This is a genomic window from Leeuwenhoekiella nanhaiensis (assembly GCF_002744755.1).
Classification (GTDB): Bacteria; Bacteroidota; Bacteroidia; order Flavobacteriales; family Flavobacteriaceae; genus Leeuwenhoekiella; species Leeuwenhoekiella nanhaiensis.
In genome coordinates this window covers 195956-217028 of record NZ_KZ319287.1, presented here as the reverse complement: position 1 = coordinate 217028, position 21073 = coordinate 195956, and the positions used below count along the sequence as shown (strand labels likewise).

Sequence of the window (21073 nt, the reverse complement as noted above, 5' to 3'; positions counted from 1 at the left end):
TATACCACCTAGATCGATCTATTTAAATCCATAAATTAATTTAAGATCCTCGAACTTGTTATTCTTTTTGTCACTTCCAAATCCCACGTTTACATTTTGAATATTCTTATTTCTTAAAACAGGAAGGAAATCTTCAGGCTGTAGATGACTACAATTGACAAAACTAAATTCCTTAAGACTTTCTGCAAATTCCAAACTTTCAAGGTGTTTTAATCCTTTCAAATTTTCAATATCAATTAGTTCTAATTGATTATTGTAGCTCAATTCAGGAAATGTTTCAACATTTGGCAAATTGGTCAATATGAGATTTTTAAGATTTTTTAGTCCTGAAATAAATTCAAGGCTTACTAGCCTTCTCACCTGTAAAATATCGAGGTGTGTAAGCGATTTTAGTTGAGTTAAAGCGCCAAGATTTTTAATCTGAGAAAAACTAAGTTTTACAGATTTCAATTTATCCAACTGTGAAATGAAATCCAGATTTTCAAGATTAACAGAAAGATGAAGTTTTTTTAAAGCAGATAATTTTGAAACCTGATCAATCCCCCGCTTGTGTCCCCAAACAGATAAATTTTCCAGATTTTGAAATCTTGATATACTGGATATATCAATTTTTTTTGTTTTTGTAGATCCTAAAATCAGTGAAATAAGATTTGGATTAACCTTGTTTAAAAAATCAAAATTTTCAAACTTGTAAGAGTTAATAGAAAGTGATTTAAGGGCTCCCAAACTTCCTATAGAATCGATATTCAGGCAGTCCATATAACCACCAACTCCAAAAGTCTTAAGATTGGGAAATAACTCTAAAAAAGATAAATCCCAGGGTTTGTTATGATTTGAATAAATATATAATTCTAGATCTGGATTTTTAGAAAATAGTAAATCTCTAAAATTAATCCAGACATTCACATCAGTCACAGGCTCACTAAATTGGATGCTATTTAGATTTGAATGTTTGCTTAATTTCTTAAGTGTATTTTTATCAATATCAGAACTTAACAGAAACTGCCCAGATTTTTTATCGATTATTTCAAATTTCATTGATTGGTTGATACAGGCAATTAATCCTCCATTAAGTTAATGTCGTTATATTGAATCTCGAAGCCTCGGGACGCGAGAATTTTAAGAATTAGGCGGGAAAAAGCAATTACTAATAGCCATTAATTGCAACTGGCTTTTATTCCAATTTATTTAATATGTATTCGTAAATCGAAGCAATTATTTGTCTGATCCCGTCATCGAATTTTCCTGTGTCCAATACTTTTTTAAATTCGATTCCATCATATTCAGTTTCAAATATTACTTGTCCTTTTTCAGTCGAAATGTCTAATGGAATTTCTACGTCATATTCCAAGTCATAATCAAACTTCGCAAAGTCTTTTTTCTTAAGAATTACTTGCTTTGTATCAGTCGATTCAAAAAGGGTATTCTCGTCAAGTCTTATTATTTTGCGAATCTTGTCTTTCTCTTTTATAGTTGTGACTTGAATAATCTCAAATTCCTTCGATTTTTCATCTTCCACAACTTCTAATTTACTCGGTAAAATTCTCTCAATTTTTGCCTTATCCTTGATTAGTATTTTAGAATACTCTTTACTTTTTGAATCCTTAATTTTGAAATCAAAATTAGAGTTCTCTGTGATTTTGAAAATCGGTTCAAATATTTTCTTTCTATCTTCAGGACTGTAACTTGAAATTATTCTTGATACATTTTCTTCATCATAATCTTCATCTAAAACTATATTTTGATATTTGTAACCAACATCAATTGCCCAATCTCTTATTTCCTTATTCTCAATTGATTGCTTCATTAATTTGTCAACTGCAAGTCCAATTTCAAAACTTCCGAAATCTAAATCTACCATTCTATAATCCAAATCAGGCGCAAGTTTTTTGAATGACGCATTTAGTTTTCTTTCATCAGTTATTATTTCCTTAAAGGACTCGAAAAAATCAGCTTTCAAGAAGCTTTTAAATGAAGTTGAAATATTCTTTAGAAGTTCACTCACAAGCTCATTAAATCCAATAGTATCAGAATATTTACTATTCGTTGGTGCTAACTTGATATAAAAGGCTTGTTCACGAAGTAAATGTAAATAAGCTTTGGTTTCAAAGTTTTTGATAAAATCATAGTAATATGATTGAACTGTTGGCTCGTAGTTTAAATAAGAGTCTTGAGTAGGAAGGTAATTTTCCGGCAAAAATTTACTTTGAGTAATATTGACACCAATAATCTTTCCATAAAAATCTTGTTCAATTTTATAAATGAAATTTTGATTCGAAAAAATTACTTCTCTTAATGTAGTTTGTTTTGTTAGGTATTCAAAAATTATTTGCTCCTCTAATTCAAGAAGTAAATATATATCGCTATTTTTTAAAGTATCAACAAGATAGAGTAGGTAGTGTCTATTATTTTTTATCAGATGACTTAATATTGGTTCATCCAAATAAATAATGTCTTCAATCCTTTGAAATTGGCTTAGGTCGAAATCTATATTTTTGTTTTGGCTAGTCATTTCGGTTCACAACTTCGAAATTTTCTAGGATATTAAACTCTTCTGTCGGGAAAAACGTATAATGCTTTTTGTTATTTCCACCATGTTTAATTCCGTGACTATCGTTTATAATTCCACGAGCAATTTTCGAATAGTTATTTCTCTTATTTTTCGACAAGTTCTTTAGCATTTGATTAGCCGAATCAAAGCTGTTGAAAACTGATATCCCCCAAGCAATACACATGTCTTGATATTTTGGTTTTAACAATACCGCTTGTGGAACAAATGATTTTTCCGAAATCTCACTTTCTACGCAACGGAATAAATTCATTTCTCCTTTTTCGTTTTGCGATGGACAGTTTTTTATTTTGTCAATATTTTCTTGAAACTTCAATTTCATACTATCAGTTTTGTTTTTTCGGCTTGTTGCCAAATAATCATATTAAAACAAATATAGCCGTTTACCTATGTAATTTACGGTTATCAATAATTTTAATGCTGATTACCAGAGCCTGATATAAATTTAAACACAAAAACCGCTTAATAGCGGTTTTTTAAATTATAGGTCTTCGACTCCCGACGTTTCGGGACAGACTGACATAGCCTTTACTTCCCCGGAAATTCCGCTTTGCGCTTTTCTAAAAAGGCGCTGGTACCTTCTTTAAAATCTTCGGTACCAAATGAGGCGCCAAAACCTTCAATTTCGGCTTCGTAGCCATTTACCCCGTTTTTGAAACCGGCATTTACAGCCTGTATCGCGGTCGCGATGGCAACGCCGGAGTTATCGAGGATTTTTGAAGCGACTTTTTCGGCAAGTGCCATCAACTCTTCCTGCGTGGTCACGTGATTGACGAGGCCGTATTGCAGGGCCTGGTCTGCATTGATCATACTCGCGGTCATAATCATTTCAAAAGCGCGACCCTTGCCTACCAGTTGCGGCAAGCGCTGGGTACCGCCATAACCGGGAATGAGTCCCAGAGAGGTTTCGGGCAATCCCATACGGGCATTGTCGCTCGCTATGCGTATATGACATGCCATCGCCAGCTCAAGACCGCCACCCAGCGCAAAACCGTTGATCGCAGCGATTACGGGGGTGCTCAGGTTTTCGATAAAATCAAAAAGGAGTTTTTGTCCCTTTCGCGCCAGCATCGCCCCTTCTTCCTCTTCAAATTCGGAGAACTCGCTGATGTCTGCCCCGGCCACAAAGGCCTTCTCCCCGCTTCCGGTAAGAATGATGACGCCTATGTTTGCGTCGGCATCCGCTTCCGCAAACGCGTCGTGAAGCTCCTGAATGGTTTCTTTATTGAGGGCGTTTAATTTTTTAGGTCGGTTTATGGTGATGATCGCCAATTGATCATCCACTTCATAAATGAGGTTTTCAAAATTCATAAGATGCGTTTTTTAGTGTTCTTCTACCCGCGGAAAAGTCACCTTAAATACGGTGCCGCGATCTGCCTTAGAAGTAAAAGTAATGGTTCCGTTATAGGTTTCCACAATATTTTTAACCATTGCCAGGCCAAGACCCATTCCGCTGGATTTGGTAGTGAATTTGGGTTCAAACACCTTGATTGCATTTTCTTCTGAAATGCCGTGCCCGTTATCGCAAACCAAAATACACACTTCGTCGGGTTCGCTCTTGATCTCTACGCGAATGTGTGGATCTTCGGTATCTTCAGTCGCCTGGATGGCATTCTTCACCAGGTTAGTCACCACGCGGATCAGTTGGGTGCGGTCTAACTTTGCCGTAATTTCTTCGGCATCGCTGGCAAACGTAAGATAGGGCTCGGTAAAAATATCAAGCGCCAGTTTGGTCACAAAAACCACATTTAGGGTTTCGTTTTGCTGCGCCGGCATTTTGGCAAAATTGGAAAAAGCCTCTGCAATAGAGCTCATCGTATCTATCTGTTGAATAATTGTGTGGCTGTATTCATCGAGTTTCTTGCGAATATCAGGATCCTGCGGGTCAAAGCGCATTTGAAAACTCTGTACGGTAAGCCGCATAGGCGTCAACGGATTTTTAATCTCGTGCGCCACCTGCTTGGCCATCTCACGCCAGGCGGCCTCCCGCTCGCTCTGGGCCAGCTTTGCGGCACTGTTCTCAAGCTCGTCTATCATCCCGTTATACGACTTGACCAGATTGCTGATCTCTTCGCTGGCATCTTCAATCTCAATGCGCTGGTTGCGTTTATCAAGCCGGGTTTCAATCATTTTATCACTAATCGTCTTAAGACTACGCGTGATGTAGCGCGACAGAAAATAAGACAAAGCCGTTGCGATGAGCAACATAAACAAATAGCCTTCCGCCAGGCGACGCAAAAACTCCTCAAGCTCGCGGGTAATGAAATCATCGTCCTGAATGTAGGGAAGATTCATAATCGCCAACGGCTTAAACTGGTTGTCGTTGATGTAGGTGTAGGAAGACTGGTATTTGACGCCATCAATTTCGGAGGGCACCACCCAGCGTTTGGTAGGTGTATTTGCGAGACCGTCGAGAATTCCCGGGTTCAGGCGGGTTTCAAGCGTATCTTCGGTAAAGGATTCTTTAGACTTGACTAAAAGATTACCGTCTAAATCGTAGATATTTATAGGCAACTCATGAACGTCTGCGATGCGGTAGATGTCTGAGTTGAATTTTAAAATCAACGGAATGTTTTCAGACTTTACCTCATAAGTGGTCTGGTCGAGGACGTAATCAATTTCGGCCCGTATCTGATCTTCTTTGCGCAGCAAGCGGTCGCGGTGGTAATCTTTGGCCTCCTCCCTATACTGCAACACACTGATAATCCCTATCAGGATAGAGGCTCCCAAAATGAGAAAAACCATCCCAAAAAAGATGCGCAGGCGAAGAGAAAGCTTGTGAAATTTCATGACTTTAAAGCTAATCAAAAACCGCGCCGTTAGGCTTCCGGATTTTTTTCGCGAATGCTTTTATAGAGTTTTATGCCCAACATCAGGAGGATAGCAAGCACGATTAAACCGGCCAGTCCCCAGATCCAGTTGGTTGCACTTTTAGTAATGACCAAAAAAATGACGGCAAAGAGGATGAGCGTGGGTGCTTCATTCCAAATACGCATAAACCGAGTCGTATACTTGAAGTTGCCCGCCTGTAGTTGCTTAAAAATCTGATGATTTCTAAAGTGATACACATACAACAACACCACAAACCCCAGTTTGATCTGCATCCACGGGGCGTTAAGCCAACCCGGCTGAATGTGCAGCATTATAAACGCAAATACACTTGCCAGAATCATCGAAGGCCAGGTGATGATTTTCCAAAGGCGCTTGGCCATCAGTGCGAGCTGTTTTCCTAAAATACTGCGATCGGGCTCCGGTTTTTCGGAAGCTTCAATCTGGTACATAAACAAACGCGGCATATAGAACAGCCCCGCAAACCAGGTCACGACAAAAATGAGGTGCAGGGATTTAAAATAGAGGTAATAGGCTTCCATAAGGCAAAGGTAAAGCTAATTGCCGGTTACTGATACATTAAGTAAAATTTCAAAAGTTTCCATATAAATCAACTTTGTTACTATATTTGCATTTATAATCTGCTTTTGTGAAACCTAAATTTGAAATTATTTTTCTTGAACAGGCCATAGATTTTATGTCAAAACTAGACGCAAAGTCTAAAAAGAAAATCTATTACAATTTGGATAAAGCGAGATTTGAACGAGACCCGAAGCTTTTCAAAAAGCTTACAGATGATATTTGGGAATTTAGGACACTTTACCAAGGAATACAATACCGGTTATTCGCTTTCTGGGATAAAACCGATAAAACAGATACGCTGGTTCTATCGACCCACGGAATAATTAAAAAGGTGAGTAAAGTTCCAAAAACGGAGATTGAGAAAGCCTTAAAAATTAAGGCTGAATACTTTAATCAAAAAAACTAAGAATCATGGCAGCAAAAAATAGAAAAATGAAGATGATGACCCTTGACCAAATGAAAGATCAGGATCTGGGAAAAGTAGGCACTCCGGAACGTGACACTTATGAGTTTGATCTGCGAATGGAAATACTGGGAGATACGATTAAATCTGTTCGCAAAGAACGGAATTTAACTCAGGAAGAACTTGGAAAATTAATTGGGGTTCAAAAATCTCAAATCTCTAAGCTGGAACGTAACACTAAAAATGTTACGGTCGAGACCATTTTAAAAGTCTTTCAGGCACTTGAGGCAAACGTTCGATTTCGTGTAGAAATGAACGATGTTGAATTTGAAGTCGCTTAGATAAAACTAAAAAACTCCCGATGAATTCGGGAGTTTTTAGTTTGTTAAGTTCTTATTATTTATTCCTCTTCAACAAATAAATAATTCAATTGCATCGCGTTAAAAGCCTTATTAAACGCAGCAACCTCATCGCTTACGAGTTGGTCAAACTTAGTAAGCTCAGCATTTACCTGTTTGGTCAGTTCGTTTTTGACCGCGATATCCTGATCGGTTGGCGCGAAATTACCCATACCCACAAGCGAATTTAAATGCGCCAGCTTATTGGTCAAACGGATTGGAAAGTTTAGTGGATCCTGACCGCTTCGGTTTTTGGTTTGATACAGGGCTTTTTCGATTTCTTCTAAATTCTCCCGAAGCGTTTTAGACTTTTCGCGCAGTTCTTTGGTCGCCGGGTTGTCTTTGTATTGCTTTTCAAAAGCGCTCAACTGGCCGGTGATGTTGCGTATTTTCTTAATACTCTTGTGTGCGCGGTCAACGGTTTTGTTTACATCATTTATAAAGTCGAATTGCGCCTGCATATCGGCCTGAGACGCTTCCGAACGCGGATCGGCCACAACGGTATAAGGTTGTGCGTAATCCGTTCCGTTTACATTCAGTTTTACGGTGTAGGTGCCGGGTATCTGCTTAGGTCCTTCGGTACTGGCCCACCATAAAATCATTCCGGGTAGGCGTTCTGCTCCTTCATAGGTCATATCCCAATTAAACTGGTTTCCTCCTGCTTTAACCTCCAGTTTGTCCTTTTCCCCTTTGGTACTGTACGACTTAATCGTATCGTTTTTCGCATCAAAATACGTCAGCGCAACACTGTCTTTTTCCGCGTCGTATTCGGGTAAATAGAAATAGGTCATCACGCCGGAAGGATGATTGGTGCCTGCTGAATTGGACTTACGACTGCCGCCATCCATGCGATAGGTGTCTTTTGGCTTAAATAGTTTAACCGCGCCGGTTTTGGTGTTTCCATCCAGCTGGTGCAGTACGCTCAGATCATCAATGATGTATAAGCTGCGCCCTTGTGTGGCAACGATCAGGTTGTTGTTTTTAAGTGCCAGATCGGTAACCGGAACGATAGGCAGATTGAGCTGAAAAGGCTTCCAGTTGGCTCCCGCATCAAAGGAAATGTACATTCCGGTTTCGGTACCGGCGTACAACAGACCTTCCTGAGCGGGATCTTCGCGTACCACGCGGGTAAAATGCTCAGGCTCGATGCCGTTTGTGATTTTTTTCCAGCTTTTGCCGTAATCGGTAGTCTTGTATAAATAGGGCGCGAAGTCACCCGATTTGTATTTGGTACCCGCAATGTAGCAGGTACCTTCGTCAAAATACGAAGGCTGAATGCTGTTGATCATCATCCACTCGGGCATTCCTTTGGGTGTTACATTCTCCCAGTTTTCGCCTCCGTCACGGGTGACGTACACGAGGCCGTCATCACTACCCGTCCACAACAGTCCTTCTTTAAGCGGACTTTCATTTGCTGCGAAAATGGTACAATAATATTCCACGGAAGTGTTATCCTGTGTGATGGGTCCGCCCGAAGATTTTTGCTTTGACTTATCGTCTGTAGTTAAATCGGGGCTGATTACTTCCCAGCTTTGGCCTTCATTGGTAGTCTTATGCACGTGATTGCTGAAGGTGTAGAGCACATCAGGATTATGGCGGGAAAACATAATGGGAAAATTCCACTGAAAGCGGTATTTCATATCCTCGGCACCGTGACCCATAGGATTATCTGGCCATACCGAAACGGAACGTACGCTGTTATTCTCGTGATTGACACGGGTCAAAAAGCCGTCGTAGCTTCCACCATACACAATATCGGGATTCTCAGGATCTACTGCGATGTGGGCGCTCTCGCCACCTGCGGTGCTTTCCCAGTCTTCTTCAGTAATGCTATACCCGTCTGTACGGTGCGGGATGCGTACGGTAGAGTTATCCTGCTGGGCAGCATAAATACGATACGGAAACTGGTTGTCTGTAGTCACCCGGTAAAACTGGGCGGTAGGCTGGTTGTGATAGGTGCTCCAGGTCTCACCACCATCGTAGGTTACCTGCGCGCCACCATCGTCACCCATTATCATACGCATAGGATCTTCCGGCGCAATCCACAAATCGTGATGATCGCCATGGGGAGCATTGTTACTTTCAAAAGTTTTACCGCCGTCAGTACTCTTGTGATAGCTTACGTTAAGTACGTAAACCACATCTTCGTCTTCAGTATCTGCATAAACTTTGGTGTAGTACCAGGCACGTTGACGTAAGTTTCGGTCGTCGTTAATGAGTTTCCAGGTGGCACCCGCGTCTTCGCTTCGGTACAGGCCGCCCTTATCTTTATTTTCGACCATTGCAAAAACACGCTCTGAATTTACAGGCGAAACGGCCACGCCGATAATTCCCAGGGTATCCTGAGGGAAACCTTCATTTTTAGATATCTCCTTCCAGGTAGCTCCGCTGTCGGTACTTTTCCACAAGGCTGAACCCGTACCTCCGCTTATAAAACTATAGGGAGTTCTTCGGCTGTGCCAGGTAGACGCATACAAAACCCGTGAATTATTCGGGTCAAACGTAAGGTCAACCGCACCGGCATCTTCGGTAGCAAACAGCACTTTATTCCAGCTTTTACCGCCGTCTGTAGATTTATAAACTCCGCGTTCTTGTGTCGGCTTATAGATATCTCCCAAAACCGCCGCATAAACCACATCGGGATTATCGGGATGAATCACGATTTTTGAAATGTGTCTACTTTTGGGCAAGCCGGCCTGCTCCCAGGTTTTACCGGCGTCTGTAGTTTTCCACATTCCGTAACCGGAAGAAACATTTCCGCGCAGCGTATTTTCGCCCCCGCCCACATAGATAATATTGTGATCGCTGGGCGCTACGGCAACAGAGCCGATACTTCCGCCAAAATAGCCATCAGAGATATTTTCCCAGGAGCGCCCGCCGTCTTTGGTACGCCAAACCCCGCCCCCGGTAGCGCCAAAGTAAAAAAGATTGGGCTTGCCGGGAACGCCTGTAACTGCGGCACTTCGGCCACCTCGAAACGGACCGATAAGACGGTATTCTAAAGCGGAATATAAAGACTCATCAACATCCTGAGCCTGAAACGAAAAAGTAGAAAGAAAAACCAGCGCGCAAACAACGCCGCGTAAAAAGTTGTGCATGATCGAAAAAACTTAGTTAGTAGCAAACTAAGATAAGCATTTCTGCTCTTAAGTTTCGGTTTCCAGATTCTGACGGGTTTCACGCCAAAGGAAATAAGCTGTTACCACGGTAGAAAGGGTATCTGCAATAGGAAAAGAAATCCACACACCGATTTCTCCAAAATAGTTCGGTAAAATAAGCACCAACGAAATAAAGAAAAAGCCTTGTCTGGTGAGCGTTAGTAGCAATGCCGGAACCGCCTTACCAATCGCCTGATAATACGCCGAACCTATTAACTGAATCCCAATAATGGGAACAGCAGCAAACACCCAGCGCATGGCGTTTGGCGTATCTTTTAGAACCGCTTCATCCTGAGTAAATACGGAAACAATAGCTTCCGGAAAGGCCATAATGAGTATAAAAATCAGCAAGGCAACCCCACACGCATAGGTGATGGCCAGCTTAATGCTTTCGCGAACGCGGGAATAATTATTTGCGCCGTAATTGTATCCTGCAATGGGCAGAAAACCCTGAGTTACTCCCAAAACCGGGAACAAGGCAAACATGAGCATTCGGCCTATAATACCATAAACGGTGACCGAGGCCTCGCCTCCAAGATCAAACAAGATGTTATTCATCAACAAATAGGTCACACTCACCACCGCCTGTCTGGCCAGCGTAACGAAGCCCAGTGCAGACATTTCTTTGAGAATGGGCCAGTCGAGACCAAAATGACTGATGTCTATTTTTAACTCAGAGTTGTCGCTTAAAAAATACCAGAAAATATAAAAGAAACAGCAAATGTAGGAGGCTGTGGTTGCCCAGGCGGCACCTTCCATCCCCATATCGAGCAAATTGATAAGAATATAGTCTAAAATTAAATTCCCCACCGACGGAATGATCATCGCGATCATGGCAAATTTAGGCTTGCCTTCGGCCCTAATGACATTGTTTCCCATCATCGATAAAGCCAATACGGGCACGCCGTACAAGACGATACGATAATAGATTTTAGCCGGTTCAAAAATGTCGCCTTTTCCGCCAAAAGCCGGAATGAGATCGTTGATAAAGACCAGACCCAGGACTACCATACTTACTGTAAGCAACAGGGTAATCGTGATTTGATTGCCAAAGGTTTTAAGGGCTTTGCCCGAATCGTTGGCTCCTAAAGCCCGCGAAATAATCGAAGAACCGCCAATCCCGATTGCCATCCCCAAAGCCGCGATAAAAAAGGAAACCGGAAGCACCACATTGATCGCCGCGATGGCGATACTGCCGATCCAGTTGCCCACAAAAATGGTATCAACCAGAATATTAAGCGACATCACCAGAATCCCGATTGACGCGGGAACCGCCTGCTTGATCAACAGGCCGGCGATGGGTTCGCTTCCTAAGGCTTCAGATTTATTGGGTTTGAGCAATTTTTGTGCTGTATTAAAAAAAGATTCCCGCCTTCGCGGGAATGAAATTACGCTATAGCTTTTGAGGCTTCAACCAGTGCCCAATCGTTAATCCAGGTGGCTACTACGTGCACCCAGTCGTCGCGGTCGTTAAGGCAGGGAATGGTGGTGAATTCCTTTCCGCCCACTTCGTGAAAAATTTCTTCGCCTTCCATCGCGATTTCTTCTAAAGTCTCGAGGCAATCACTAACGAATGCCGGAGTTACAATCGCCATTTTCTTAATGCCTTCCTTACCAAAACGCTCTATGGTTCGGTCTGTATAGGGCTGTAACCAGGGATCAAAACCCAAGCGGGATTGAAAGGAAGTAAAATAGGTGCCTTCTTTCAGGTTTAGCTTTTCAGCCACCTGCCGCGTGGTCTCGTAACACTGATGGCGGTAGCAAAACTGATGCGCTGCTGATGCAGTCTTGCAGCAGCTGCCGTCTATCTTGCAATGGCTCTTAGTCACATCACTCTTACGAATGTGGCGCTCAGGCACCCCATGATAACTGAAAACCAGCATCTCATAATCAAGATTCTCAATTTTCTCGTTGATGCTTCGGGATAATACCTCAATATATTCGGGCTTGTTGTAAAAGGCAGGAATATCTGAAAAACGCATATGCGGAAAGTGCTCCTTGCGCAATTCTTCGGCTAAAACCAGAATAGTTTCTGTAGTCGCCATGGCAAACTGGGGATACAAGGGTATGATCAACACCTCATCAACGCCCTGATCGTCTAATTTTTGTAATCCTTCTTTGAGAGACGGCGTTCCGTAGCGCATCGCCAGTTCTACCGGAACATCAACCTTATCAGCGACTTTTTCCTGAAGCATTTCACTTAAAACAATAAGCGGCGAACCTTCGTCCCACCAGATTTTGGAATAGGCTTCAGCAGATTTTTTAGGACGGGTATTCAAGATGATGCCTTTTACAAGAAGTGTTCGTGCCCAAAGTGGCACATCAATCACGCGCTCGTCCATCAAAAATTCACCCAGGTATTTCTTCACATCTTTAGGGTCTGTACTATCTGGCGAACCCAGATTGACCATAAGTACTCCTTTTTTCATCGTTTCCTTTTTTTAAGTGCTAAAATTACGACTTATCGTTTGTTTGGGAAGCAAAAGTGATAAGGGTTCTTGTAGGAGGGTATTGGTAAAATTTATTTTATTCGTTTGCGTGCCAACTCCGGGTTCCTCCGAAAATGTAAAACCGCGAAAACAACAAGTTGCTTTTGGTCATCTTGCACTAAATAGAAAATGGAGTATGGAAAGCGAGCGACCAGAGATTGTCTTAGTTCCTTATACCTACGTTGATAGTGTTCAGGAAATTCAGCTATATAATCTATTTCCTTATTGACCTGTATTTTAAAATCTTTTGCTAATGTGGGATTTATGGTAGCATACCATTTCTTAGCTTCCTTTAAATCTTCAAGTACTTTCGGAAGTAAAATGACCCGGTATTTCATCACCAGTCCTTTTTGACTTCTTCCCAATTTAAGAAGTCTTGTGGATTGTTCTCGTATGCTTTAAGACGCCGGTCTAATTCGGCCTTGTTCTCTGGGGAAAGTTCTTCTGCGTAATCGCGCTCCTGACCCAAAATACGTTCCAGCTTATCCATAACATCATCACTTTCGACCCTTAAAAGCTCTTTTATAAATTTATATTTCCGTACATCCAGATCCATAGCTTAGGTATTTAGGAGTATTAAATTTACACTTTTATTATTTAGAAAAGTCATAACATTCATCCCCCCAGCCCTTCCTTTGGAAGAAGGTTTGGAGGACTGCTATTTTTGCAAATGCCTTTGTTTCCTACTCCATCAACCACTTCATCACCTCCTCAAGATGTTTTCTAAACAGCGGCTCAGCATAGGCCTCTTCCGTATGACCGCCTCCGGTGTAATACATTTCCCCCTCACCTACTTTATGAAACCAGGCGTGGGGGTGGTAATCCCCGTTTGCACCACCTTCATAAGAAGACTCATCAAGCGTGAGGGTGACGTGTACATTAGGACTTAAGTTTTTAAAATTGTACCATTCATCAGTGCGCTCAAAACGCTCCGGAAACATCGCAACCGTTGGATGCTTTTCTTTTTTAACCACAGTTGCCTTTTGGGTTTTGGGATGGCTCATAAAATACCCGCCAATAAATTCCCCATACCATGGCCAGCCGTATTCGGTATCACTTGCAGCATGAATTCCGAAAAACTTACCCCCATTTTCCATATAATTTTTGAATGCTTCCTGCTGCTCCTCACCCAGAATATCCCCGGTGGTGCTTAAAAACACCACGAGGTCAAAATTCTTCAGGTTTTGAGGCGTAAAAATCAACGAGTCTTCAGAATGCTGTACCGCCCAAACGTTTTCACGACCTATTTCGCGAAGCGTCTCCACTCCGGTTTCGATGGATGCGTGTCTAAAACCATTTGTTTTTTTAAAAACCAGCACGTTTTTAGTACCTTTTGACATGGGTTTTTGAGCCGAATTGCAACTCAGCATTAGGATGGCGATTGTTAATAGCAGTCCCAGTGTTCTCATAGCATTTAATTTTAGTTTAAAGATTGAACGTATTTCTTAGGCGTAGTGCCAAATTGCTTCTTAAAAGCCGCGATAAAATGACTGGCTGTGCTATAACCTATTTTCAGCCCTACTTCATTTACATTATGCGAACCGCTCGCGAGCAGTTGGCGGGCGACTTCCATCTTGTAATCGAATAAAAAACTGTAAACCGAATCGCCGTAAATCTGCTTAAAGCCCTCCTTAAGTTTATTTAAACTCAGATTGATCTCATCTGCCAGCTCCTGCAGAGACGGCGGTTCAGCCATACGGGCAATCACGATATCTTTGGCCTTTTTAATTTTGGCCACATTATCTTCATCTACAAGAAACGGACATTGCTCGGTATCGGCTTCTGATGGGCGGTTAAAATACAGACTCAGCAATTCATAGGCCTTGCCTTTAAAGTACAGGGCTTTGACAGAAGGATGCAAATTATAGTTCATCAACTGGTTGAGCACAATCGCCATCGAAGGCGAGATCAATCCGTCTTTATAGTATTTACGATCCCGGTTTTCATCGCTGAGGAAGGTTATAAAATCAGCTTCACGGGAGAACAGGGAATGGAATTTTTTGATCGAAATAAATACTGAAATCACCCAGGTTTCGGGTGCGATTTCCAGATTTATAGGTAAATCCCGCTGCGGATTGTACAGTAAAAGCGAGTGTTCTTCACTCAACGGCAGGCGGTAATTGCCTTCATTAAAGAGAAATACCGAATTCCCTTTAGCACAAAAATGAAACTGAATGTAGCTGCTGTCCACCTGTCGCGTGACCACCTGTTTTTCAGCGGTTTCGTTATTAAATTTTAAAATAAAAAACCCTTCTTCAATACGGGTTTCCCGGTATAAACCTGAAGCGTTATTTTCTAAAGTTTCCATCCTGTGAATTTCTTCTATTATTTAGATTTATTCTAAACAAACCGATTTTATAAAAATCGAATTACCCCACTAAATTAGCGCTTTTTCAGCATTTTAGTCAAAAAACACCGCTTTTATTCAGGCATCGTTAAAAATCATGCTTCCAGCGTTATTTTTTCAGCAGTGCAGGAAATACTTTTGCAGCCTATCTTATGAATACAAACGGCAAACGACATTTTTATCCGGCTTATCCCGGGGATTTTTTCGCCATTGGCTTAAGCTATCTTAAAGCAGATGCCGAAACACGCGGGCATTTCGCTGTGGATGCCAAAATTCAGGATCAAATTTTACTTCGTGCTAAAGAAGAGGGCATTGAAGGTCTGAGCATCATTTCTACCTGCAACCGCACCGAATTGTATGGTTTTGCCCAGGAGCCGCTCGATCTGGTAAAATTGTTGTGCGAGCATACCCGCGGTACCATTGAAGAATTTGAGGCCGTTTCCTATTTCTATAAAAATGAGGACGCGGTGGCACACCTGTTTAAAGTGGGCACCGGTCTCGATAGCCAAATTCTGGGAGATTTTGAGATCATCAGTCAGTTGAAAAACGGTTTTCGCAGAGCGAAAAAACTCAAACTCGTCAATCCGTTTATGGAGCGCCTCATCAATGCCGTTATTCAGGCAAGCAAGCGCATAAAAAACGAAACCAATATTTCAAGTGGAGCGACTTCGGTGAGTTTTGCTTCGGTACAGTATATCTTATCCCGGGTTCCTTTTGTTTCCGAAAAAAACATTTTGCTTTTCGGCACCGGAAAAATTGGGCGTAATACCTGTGAAAATTTGGTCAAACACACCCAAAACGATCACATCACGCTCATCAACCGCACCAAGGATAAAGCCGAAAAAATCGCGGGTAAGTTTAACCTCATCGTTAAAGATTACGCAGATATTCAGTCTGAAATCGCAGCTGCAGACGTGCTTATCGTCGCAACCGGCGCGCAGAAACCCACGATTTCCAGGGAATTGCTCTACCTCAAAAAGCCGCTGCTTATTTTGGATTTGAGTATTCCGAAAAATGTGAATGAAAATGTGGAGGAAGTAGCAGGCGTGAGCCTGGTGCATCTGGACCAACTTTCGCAAATCACAAACGATACGCTTAACCGCCGTAAAAAACAACTGCCTCAGGCACAGGCGATCATTGATGAAATTAAGGAAGAGTTTTACGAGTGGCTCACCACGCGCCAGTTTGCTCCTACCATTAAAGCCCTTAAATTGAAACTGGCCGATATGAAAGCCGGTGAAATTGACAATCAGCGTCGCAAAATCGCCAATTTTAACGAAGAACAGGCCGAGATCATCAGCGAGCGCATCATTCAGAAAATTACCACACAGTTTGCAAAACACTTAAAAACCGAGGACCTTACCAGCACCGAAAGTCTGGATCTCATTCAAAAAGTGTTCAATCTTCAAAACAACTAAGCTTTGGCAAAAACCATACGCATAGGCACCCGCGATAGCGAACTCGCGCTCTGGCAGGCCCATACCGTGCAGGATCAACTCAACAAACTGGGTTATAAAACCGAACTGGTTTCGGTTAAATCTACCGGCGATCTCATACTCGATAAACCGCTTTACGAACTGGGTATCACCGGTATTTTTACGAAAACCCTCGATGTTGCAATGATTAACGGAACGGTTGATATTGCGGTGCACTCTATGAAAGATGTACCCACGCAATTGCCAAAAGGCATCGTTCAGGGAGCGGTTTTACCCCGTGCGGCACAGGAAGACATTTTTGTTTTTAAGGGCGAAAAAACCGAAGCTGCATTTGAAGATGCGACTACCATTGCCACAGGCAGTTTGCGACGTAAGGCGCAGTGGCTGCACAAATATCCGAAGCATCAGGTTGTTGATTTACGCGGTAATGTAAATACCCGGCTTCAAAAAGTAGCCGATAACGACTGGGCCGGAGCCATTTTTGCGAAAGCAGGCCTGGAGCGCATCAACCTCAAACCTGAAAATCATATTGTGCTCGACTGGATGATTCCGGCACCGGCTCAAGGTGCGATGGTAATTGCGGTGATGGAAGACGACTCGTTTTGCAGAGAAGCCTGCGCCAAACTCAACGATAAAAATGCCGAACTCGCCACACGCGTAGAACGCGAATTCCTGCGAAAACTGGAAGGTGGCTGCACAGCACCCATTGGCGCTTATGCAGAAATCAAAGATGAACACATTCATTTTCATGGTGCCCTTTTCAGTCTTGACGGAAGCCAAAAGATGGAAATCGAGGAAACCATTCCGGTACGTGAATCTCAGGATTTTGGCGCTTTGTGCGCCCTAAAAATCCTTGAAAGCGGTGGCCGCGAGTTGATGGAAACTATTAAGAAAGAACTTTAACCCTAACCCTCATCCTTAATCCTTCTCCAAATGGAGAAGGAAGCTATATGAAGAGAAGCAATCACATAAAATTCGCTCGCTTGCTTAGGCAAGAGCTTACCGAAGCAGAGAAAGTGCTTTGGGAGTTGCTTCGTGATAGCAAAGTAAAGGGCCTCAAATTTCGCAGACAGCATCCACTCAAAAATTATATAGTTGATTTTTTCTGTTACGAGCTCAACCTCGTCATTGAGTTAGACGGAGGCTATCACAACCACCCTGAACAAAAAGAGAAAGACGAAATCCGTGATTTACACCTCAAAGCACTAGGCTATAAAGTACTTCGGTTTGAAAACGAAACCGTTTTTAGAGACCCTAAAGAGATAATCAAGGCCATAGTTGAAATAAAAGAATCCTCACCCCTCTCCGGCGGGAGAGGGGTTGGGGTGAGGGTTCTTTCTACTAAAAGACTTTCTGTCTCCCAAAAGAACCTGATTCTGGGAGCCGGTTTTTCAGTGGTAGAATACGATGCGATACACATTGAATTTCTTGATTTTGAACTTCCGCAGCAACTAGAAAATCTCATTTTCACCAGTAAAAATGCAGTCCAGGCTTTTCTAAACAAAGTTCGCCTTAAAAAAAGTGAGCTCGCGAACGACAAAAAGCTCCCTTCTCCGGCGGGAGAAGGGCCGGAGATGAGGCCTGGGCTGAGGTGCTATTGCGTTGGCACCAAAACCGAAGCCTTGCTTTTAAAAAATGGCTTCAACGTGGCAAAAAGTGCTCAAAACGCAGCAGATTTAGCCGATTTTATCGCAAAAAACCACAAAGACGCGCATTTTTGCTTTTTTTGCGGCAATAAGCGAAGAGACGAATTGCCTCAAATTTTAAAAGAAAACCAGATACTTTTTCAGGAGATTGAAGTATATCAAACCGGCTTAAACGCTAAAAAATTTGAGCAAAAATTTGACGCCGTTTTGTTTTTTAGTCCGAGCGGAGTGCAGAGCTTTACAAAACAAAACGATTTAAAAGATACGCTTGCAGTTTGCATTGGTCAAACCACGGCAAACGAAGTTCAAAATCATACAGACCAGTATACGATTGCAAACGCGACCACGATTGAAAGCGTGATCGCGAGAGCCGTAAAAGCATTAAAATAAGAACCTCCCGACCCTACTCGGGATGATACCGAAATTATGATCAAAAACGATTTATTTTTAAGAGCACTTAAAGGCGAAACCGTAGAACGCCCACCCGTTTGGATGATGCGTCAGGCCGGTCGCTACCTGCCCGAATTTCAGGAAATCAAGGCTAAATACGACTTTTTTACCCGTTGCCAGACTCCCGAATTGGCCAGCGAAATCACCGTACAGCCCATACGCCGTTACGGGATGGACGCAGCGATCCTCTTTAGTGATATTTTGGTGATTCCGCAGGCGATGAATATTGAGGTAGAAATGAAACCCGGTGTGGGCCCCTGGTTGCCAGATCCCATTCGGTCTATGGAGCAATTAGATCGTGTGATCGTTCCAGACATCAATGATACCCTGGGTTATGTGATGGAGGCCATCAAGATGACCAAAGAAAAACTCAACGACGAGATTCCATTAATCGGTTTTGCGGGTAGCCCCTGGACGATTCTGTGCTATTGCGTACAGGGACAGGGCTCCAAAAACTTCGATCTGGCTAAAGAATTTTGCTTTACCCAGCCCGAAGCCGCACATGCCCTGCTTCAGAGAATCACCGATACCACGATTCTGTATCTCAAAGAAAAAGTAAAGGCCGGGGTTAACGCCGTTCAGGTGTTTGACAGCTGGGGCGGAATGCTTTCGCCCACAGATTATCAGGAGTTCAGCTGGCAGTATATGCAGCAAATCATCGATGCCTTAAAAGACGAAGCTCCTGTGATCGCTTTTGGTAAAGGTTGCTGGTTTGCTTTGGGCGAAATGGCTAAAAGTGGTGCTTCAGCCCTTGGTGTTGACTGGACCTGTAGCCCTAAAAATGCCCGTTATCTAACCGGTGGCAACATTACGCTTCAGGGAAATTTTGATCCCACACGCCTCTTTTCGCCCCCGAGCGAAATCAAACGTATGGTTACCGAAATGATTGACGCTTTTGGCAAGGACAAATACATCGTAAACCTGGGCCACGGGATTTTACCGAATATTCCGCTAGAAAATGCAGGTGCGTTTATTGAAGCGGTAAAAGAATACAAAGCCGAGCGATGAGAATCTGGGCAACGCTAAAAACCCTGAGTATCCCTCAGCTTTTTAAACTTGCCCGGCTTTTTGCCACGCGACCTTTTTACATCCCGCTCAGCATCAAAGCTTCTAAAAAAGCGATGCAGGTTGCTACTGCGAAGTATGGTAAAACGCATCATAAAAGCAACAAGGCCAATGCCTTTCGCCATGCTTTATGGGCTATGTTGTTAGGGCAAGCCGTTTATCGCAAAACTTCAGATGTAAAAAAAGCGCAGGACTGGGCCCTAAAATTCACTAATTTACACGAAGAATTGTTTGTGAATAGGACGCTTGATCGGGAGATGGATTTGCACAACAACCATTTTGGCATCGAGGCTTTACCACATTATGTGCAGGCTACAGAAGCTGAAGTAATTGGTTTTTTGAAAACTGAAGCCGAAAAAGCAATCCGCATTTCGGCCCCTGAAGCGCATCAAAATCGAAAGCGTCTGGTCTATATTTCAGAAAAATGATAAAATCTATTTTTAAAGGTCTCGCAGCCTATAAAGACAGCCTCGGGCTCATCAGCAAACTCAAGCTCTGGAAGTATTTTGCCATCCCGATGGCGATTAGTTTTTTTACTGCCCTGCTCATTGGGGTAAGCGCCTGGGGACTTTCAGATAATATTGGGGCATTAATTTCGAAGTTGTGGATCTGGGAATGGGGCGCGCAAACCGTGGCTATGCTTAGTACCATCGTAGGCGCTTTGATCATCATCGCTCTGGGGCTTATTGCTTACAAACATCTCATTATGGCATTTTCTGCGCCCTTTATGAGTCCGGTTTCTGAAAAACTGGAAGCTCATTTTTACAGCGGAGTGCATCAGCACAGAAATACCTCAAACGCCGGCCAACTCGTGCGCGGTCTCAAAATCAACCTAAGGAATTTGGCCTGGGAACTTTTGCTCAGTATTCCGTTTTTATTTCTAAGTCTCATTCCCGTGATAGGGATCGCAGCCACAGCCATTCTCTTTTTGATTCAGGCCTATTATGCCGGTTTTGGAAATATGGATTACACCCTAGAACGGCATTTTCCGTATCGGGAAAGCGTTAACTTTGTAAAACGCCATCGGGGTTATGCGATAGGAAACGGCATTGTTTTTATGCTGTTTTTATTGATCCCGGTTGTGGGTATTATTTTGGTTTTGCCCATTTCGGTAACAGCAGCCAGCAAAACCACGCTCGAATTGTTAGACCAAAAAACTGTTTATCCTGATGACTACAGAAACTGAATTCAACCTGGCACTACTCACCCTTGAGGATGCCAAGGCGCTCAATACCCTTTTTAAAGGCAATAAGGATATTTTTAAGACCTATTTCCCCGAAACCTTCAAAAAAACAAAAACGATAAAAGCCTCAAAGGCCTATATCGAAGAAGCCATCGCGCTTTCGGAAGCCAAAAAATCCTTCCATTTTGCTTTGAATACGACCATTCACCCCGAAATGGCCGGATTGGTCATTCTAAAAGAAATAGATTCTGAAAAAGCCGAAGGTGAATTTGCCTATTGCCTGGACAAACGTTTCCACGGCCGCGGATGGATCACTCAGGCAGTAGAGCGGGTTTCAGACTTTGGATACATCAACCATCAGATTTCGACCTTCAAAATCATCACGCACAGCAGTAATGAGAAGTGCATCAGCGTGGCACAGCGCAGTGGTTTTATATGGCACAGCACCCTTGAAAACGAATTTAAACCGGCACGCGGTAAAGCCAAAGACATGGAGCTTTACATCCTTAAAAAATAAA

22 protein-coding genes are annotated in these 21073 nt (G+C 42.7%); 9 read left to right on the top strand and 13 right to left on the bottom strand.

The window, feature by feature from the left end; translation table 11 throughout:
- Positions 1 to 18: 18 nt before the first annotated feature.
- The 6 genes from CJ305_RS01035 to CJ305_RS01010 form a co-directional block, all read right to left on the bottom strand.
- Positions 19 to 1038 (bottom strand): leucine-rich repeat domain-containing protein, encoded by a 1020-nt coding sequence (locus tag CJ305_RS01035; protein ID WP_099644380.1) that lies wholly within the window; start codon positions 1036 to 1038, stop codon positions 19 to 21.
- Between the two features lie 136 nt (positions 1039 to 1174).
- The gene (locus tag CJ305_RS01030) at positions 1175 to 2512 is read right to left on the bottom strand and encodes a hypothetical protein (RefSeq protein WP_099644379.1); all 1338 of its coding nucleotides are present in this window, start codon (positions 2510 to 2512) and stop codon (positions 1175 to 1177) included.
- A complete protein-coding gene (locus tag CJ305_RS01025) occupies positions 2505 to 2891 on the bottom strand; it encodes a hypothetical protein (protein WP_099644378.1) in 387 nt (128 codons plus the stop codon). The genes CJ305_RS01030 and CJ305_RS01025 overlap by 8 nt, the downstream gene beginning before the upstream one ends.
- 206 nt (positions 2892 to 3097) lie before the next feature.
- Positions 3098 to 3880 (bottom strand): enoyl-CoA hydratase/isomerase family protein, encoded by a 783-nt coding sequence (locus CJ305_RS01020; protein ID WP_099644377.1) that lies wholly within the window; start codon positions 3878 to 3880, stop codon positions 3098 to 3100.
- A 12-nt stretch (positions 3881 to 3892) separates the two neighbouring features.
- Complete coding sequence (locus tag CJ305_RS01015) at positions 3893 to 5359, bottom strand: sensor histidine kinase (RefSeq protein ID WP_099644376.1); 1467 nt, start codon at positions 5357 to 5359, stop codon at positions 3893 to 3895.
- 29 nt (positions 5360 to 5388) lie between these two features.
- Positions 5389 to 5940: a CopD family protein gene (locus CJ305_RS01010; protein WP_099644375.1), complete on the bottom strand. Its 552-nt coding sequence runs from the start codon at positions 5938 to 5940 to the stop codon at positions 5389 to 5391.
- 107 nt (positions 5941 to 6047) lie between these two features.
- On the opposite strand from CJ305_RS01010, the gene CJ305_RS01005 reads away from it, so the two are divergent.
- Together CJ305_RS01005 and CJ305_RS01000 are read left to right on the top strand one after the other, a co-directional pair.
- Positions 6048 to 6386 carry a type II toxin-antitoxin system RelE/ParE family toxin gene (locus CJ305_RS01005; protein ID WP_099644374.1) on the top strand — a complete coding sequence of 113 codons (339 nt, stop codon included), beginning with the start codon at positions 6048 to 6050 and terminating at the stop codon, positions 6384 to 6386.
- Positions 6387 to 6391: 5 nt separating this feature from the next.
- Entirely contained in the window at positions 6392 to 6724 is a 333-nt protein-coding gene (locus CJ305_RS01000; protein WP_099644373.1) for a helix-turn-helix domain-containing protein, read from the top strand.
- Positions 6725 to 6783: 59 nt separating this feature from the next.
- On the opposite strand, the gene CJ305_RS00995 is transcribed toward CJ305_RS01000, so the two are convergent.
- The 7 genes from CJ305_RS00995 to CJ305_RS00965 form a co-directional block, all read right to left on the bottom strand.
- Complete coding sequence (locus CJ305_RS00995; protein WP_099644372.1) at positions 6784 to 9879, bottom strand: WD40/YVTN/BNR-like repeat-containing protein; 3096 nt, start codon at positions 9877 to 9879, stop codon at positions 6784 to 6786.
- A gap of 48 nt (positions 9880 to 9927) precedes the next feature.
- Positions 9928 to 11280: an MATE family efflux transporter gene (locus CJ305_RS00990; protein WP_099644371.1), complete on the bottom strand. Its 1353-nt coding sequence runs from the start codon at positions 11278 to 11280 to the stop codon at positions 9928 to 9930.
- A 47-nt stretch (positions 11281 to 11327) separates the two neighbouring features.
- The gene (gene hemH / locus CJ305_RS00985; protein WP_099644370.1) at positions 11328 to 12368 is read right to left on the bottom strand and encodes a ferrochelatase; all 1041 of its coding nucleotides are present in this window, start codon (positions 12366 to 12368) and stop codon (positions 11328 to 11330) included.
- A gap of 92 nt (positions 12369 to 12460) precedes the next feature.
- Entirely contained in the window at positions 12461 to 12793 is a 333-nt protein-coding gene (locus CJ305_RS00980) for a type II toxin-antitoxin system RelE/ParE family toxin (RefSeq protein ID WP_223248767.1), read from the bottom strand.
- Positions 12766 to 12984, bottom strand: coding sequence for an addiction module protein (locus tag CJ305_RS00975; protein WP_099644368.1), 219 nt, complete (start codon positions 12982 to 12984; stop codon positions 12766 to 12768). The genes CJ305_RS00980 and CJ305_RS00975 overlap by 28 nt, the downstream gene beginning before the upstream one ends.
- Positions 12985 to 13111: 127 nt before the next feature.
- Positions 13112 to 13837, bottom strand: a complete 726-nt coding sequence (locus tag CJ305_RS00970) for a ThuA domain-containing protein (protein ID WP_223248766.1) — start codon at positions 13835 to 13837, stop codon at positions 13112 to 13114.
- An 11-nt stretch (positions 13838 to 13848) separates the two neighbouring features.
- Entirely contained in the window at positions 13849 to 14736 is an 888-nt protein-coding gene (locus tag CJ305_RS00965) for a helix-turn-helix transcriptional regulator (protein ID WP_099644366.1), read from the bottom strand.
- A gap of 191 nt (positions 14737 to 14927) precedes the next feature.
- Between CJ305_RS00965 and hemA the strand changes: the two genes are divergently transcribed.
- The 7 genes from hemA to CJ305_RS00925 are packed head-to-tail and all read left to right on the top strand — an operon-like array spanning position 14928 to position 21072.
- Positions 14928 to 16193 carry a glutamyl-tRNA reductase gene (gene hemA, locus CJ305_RS00960; protein WP_099644365.1) on the top strand — a complete coding sequence of 422 codons (1266 nt, stop codon included), beginning with the start codon at positions 14928 to 14930 and terminating at the stop codon, positions 16191 to 16193.
- 3 nt (positions 16194 to 16196) lie between these two features.
- Complete coding sequence (gene hemC / locus CJ305_RS00955; RefSeq protein WP_099644364.1) at positions 16197 to 17114, top strand: hydroxymethylbilane synthase; 918 nt, start codon at positions 16197 to 16199, stop codon at positions 17112 to 17114.
- Positions 17115 to 17161: 47 nt separating this feature from the next.
- Positions 17162 to 18247, top strand: coding sequence for a DUF559 domain-containing protein (locus CJ305_RS00945; RefSeq protein ID WP_223248765.1), 1086 nt, complete (start codon positions 17162 to 17164; stop codon positions 18245 to 18247).
- Between the two features lie 36 nt (positions 18248 to 18283).
- The gene (gene hemE, locus CJ305_RS00940; RefSeq protein WP_099644363.1) at positions 18284 to 19315 is read left to right on the top strand and encodes a uroporphyrinogen decarboxylase; all 1032 of its coding nucleotides are present in this window, start codon (positions 18284 to 18286) and stop codon (positions 19313 to 19315) included.
- Positions 19312 to 19800, top strand: coding sequence for a DUF6973 domain-containing protein (locus CJ305_RS00935; RefSeq protein WP_099644362.1), 489 nt, complete (start codon positions 19312 to 19314; stop codon positions 19798 to 19800). Before hemE ends, CJ305_RS00935 begins: the two co-directional genes overlap by 4 nt.
- Positions 19797 to 20558, top strand: a complete 762-nt coding sequence (locus CJ305_RS00930; RefSeq protein ID WP_099644361.1) for an EI24 domain-containing protein — start codon at positions 19797 to 19799, stop codon at positions 20556 to 20558. Before CJ305_RS00935 ends, CJ305_RS00930 begins: the two co-directional genes overlap by 4 nt.
- Positions 20542 to 21072, top strand: coding sequence for a GNAT family N-acetyltransferase (locus CJ305_RS00925; protein WP_099644360.1), 531 nt, complete (start codon positions 20542 to 20544; stop codon positions 21070 to 21072). Before CJ305_RS00930 ends, CJ305_RS00925 begins: the two co-directional genes overlap by 17 nt.
- The last annotated feature ends 1 nt before the right edge of the window (position 21073 follow it).

Excerpts from the sequence above, each read along its gene's own strand:
- CJ305_RS01035 (WP_099644380.1), bottom strand. The coding sequence starts at position 1,038 with ATGAAATTTGAAATAATCGATAAAAAATCTGGGCAGTTTCTGTTAAGT.
- CJ305_RS01030 (WP_099644379.1), bottom strand. The coding sequence starts at position 2,512 with ATGACTAGCCAAAACAAAAATATAGATTTCGACCTAAGCCAATTTCAA.
- CJ305_RS01025 (WP_099644378.1), bottom strand. The coding sequence starts at position 2,891 with ATGAAATTGAAGTTTCAAGAAAATATTGACAAAATAAAAAACTGTCCA.
- CJ305_RS01020 (WP_099644377.1), bottom strand. The coding sequence starts at position 3,880 with ATGAATTTTGAAAACCTCATTTATGAAGTGGATGATCAATTGGCGATC.
- CJ305_RS01015 (WP_099644376.1), bottom strand. The coding sequence starts at position 5,359 with ATGAAATTTCACAAGCTTTCTCTTCGCCTGCGCATCTTTTTTGGGATG.
- CJ305_RS01010 (WP_099644375.1), bottom strand. The coding sequence starts at position 5,940 with ATGGAAGCCTATTACCTCTATTTTAAATCCCTGCACCTCATTTTTGTC.
- CJ305_RS01000 (WP_099644373.1), top strand. The coding sequence starts at position 6,392 with ATGGCAGCAAAAAATAGAAAAATGAAGATGATGACCCTTGACCAAATG.
- CJ305_RS00995 (WP_099644372.1), bottom strand. The coding sequence starts at position 9,879 with ATGCACAACTTTTTACGCGGCGTTGTTTGCGCGCTGGTTTTTCTTTCT.
- hemH (WP_099644370.1), bottom strand. The coding sequence starts at position 12,368 with ATGAAAAAAGGAGTACTTATGGTCAATCTGGGTTCGCCAGATAGTACA.
- CJ305_RS00975 (WP_099644368.1), bottom strand. The coding sequence starts at position 12,984 with ATGGATCTGGATGTACGGAAATATAAATTTATAAAAGAGCTTTTAAGG.
- CJ305_RS00970 (WP_223248766.1), bottom strand. The coding sequence starts at position 13,837 with ATGAGAACACTGGGACTGCTATTAACAATCGCCATCCTAATGCTGAGT.
- CJ305_RS00965 (WP_099644366.1), bottom strand. The coding sequence starts at position 14,736 with ATGGAAACTTTAGAAAATAACGCTTCAGGTTTATACCGGGAAACCCGT.
- hemA (WP_099644365.1), top strand. The coding sequence starts at position 14,928 with ATGAATACAAACGGCAAACGACATTTTTATCCGGCTTATCCCGGGGAT.
- CJ305_RS00945 (WP_223248765.1), top strand. The coding sequence starts at position 17,162 with ATGAAGAGAAGCAATCACATAAAATTCGCTCGCTTGCTTAGGCAAGAG.
- hemE (WP_099644363.1), top strand. The coding sequence starts at position 18,284 with ATGATCAAAAACGATTTATTTTTAAGAGCACTTAAAGGCGAAACCGTA.
- CJ305_RS00935 (WP_099644362.1), top strand. The coding sequence starts at position 19,312 with ATGAGAATCTGGGCAACGCTAAAAACCCTGAGTATCCCTCAGCTTTTT.
- CJ305_RS00930 (WP_099644361.1), top strand. The coding sequence starts at position 19,797 with ATGATAAAATCTATTTTTAAAGGTCTCGCAGCCTATAAAGACAGCCTC.
- CJ305_RS00925 (WP_099644360.1), top strand. The coding sequence starts at position 20,542 with ATGACTACAGAAACTGAATTCAACCTGGCACTACTCACCCTTGAGGAT.